1 protein-coding gene is annotated in these 1,050 nt (G+C 60.2%); it reads right to left on the bottom strand.

Annotated elements, in window-relative coordinates:
- Nucleotides 1-15 precede the first annotated feature (15 nt).
- Nucleotides 16-959, bottom strand: a protein-coding gene (locus MTR66_RS21105) for an IS630 family transposase (RefSeq protein ID WP_407673104.1) whose coding sequence is annotated in 2 segments (ribosomal slippage) — nt 16-621 and nt 624-959 — 942 coding nt in all. Because the reading frame shifts where the segments join, the coding sequence is not laid out codon by codon here.
- Between the last annotated feature and the right edge of the window lie 91 nt (nt 960-1,050).

The raw sequence follows: 1,050 nt of genomic DNA, 5'->3' as shown, positions 1-1,050 counted from the left end.
TAGAGTTTTTCTGATTCAGATTGAGGCATATCCTGCTCCGCTGATGTACTTTGCGCATTCGTGGGGCGGGAAGTTGTCGAGCAGTTTGCCGATGCGTCGCCAAGTGGCTTCGCTGGTTCGCTCGTTGGCCTTTCCGAGCAGTCGTTTGAGCTTTGAGAACATCTCCTCGATCGGGTTGAGATCAGGCGAGTAGGGCGGCAGGAAGAACAGCCTGATCCCTGCCGCCTTGAGCAGCTTGCGCACTCGGCTTCCCTTGTGGCTGCCAAGGTTGTCGATGACGACGATGGTCCCGGGCTCCAGCGCCGGGATCAGGAACTGTTCGACCCATGCCGTGAAGCTTTCACCGTTGATCGGTCCGTCGAGAACACAAGGGGCGATGATACCGTCGTGCCTGAGGCCAGCGATGAAGGTCAGCGTTTTCCAGTGCCCGTGCGGCACCTTGTCGATCAGCGCTTCGCCTTTCGTGCACCAGCCATGCGTGCGGGTCATGTTGGTCTTGGCCCAGGTCTCATCAATGAAGACCATGCGGCGGGGATCTACCCGGCGCTGGACCCAGCGCCAGCGTTTGCGGCGGCGGACGACGTCGGGGCGATCCTGCTCTTTGGCGAAGAGCGTCTTTTTTTAAATGACTTGCCGCACCGCTTCAGGAACCGCCACAGCGTGTCGCAGCACACAACCACGCCCCGCTCTTCGCGCAGTTCGGCCAGCAGTTCGTGCAGCGTCAGGTCCTTCTTCTGCTCGATCCGCGCCAGAAGCCAGTCCCGCTCGGCCTCAAGCACGACCGGCTTGCCACCACCGACCTTGCCTGCCGCCACAGAGCCCGTCGCGCGCCGTCGCTGTGCCCATTTGACCGCCGTGCTCGCGCTCACCCCAACAACACGACCTGCCGCTCGCGAAGACATCCCCTCATCCAGATAGCGGCAAAACAATGCTCGCAAATCCGCCGAATATGGCCTCATCCATGCTGGCCTCCTCACCAGTGGCCAGCTTGAATCACAAAATTAGCTCAGAGGGAATCCCCCCGATTCAATCTCAAGCGGAAAAACTCTA

Source organism: Novosphingobium beihaiense, from assembly GCF_022832375.1.
In the GTDB taxonomy this organism is placed as follows: Bacteria; Pseudomonadota; Alphaproteobacteria; order Sphingomonadales; family Sphingomonadaceae; genus Novosphingobium; species Novosphingobium beihaiensis.
The sequence above is the reverse complement of the archived record's forward strand: the minus strand, read 5'-3'. Positions and strand labels throughout refer to the sequence as shown.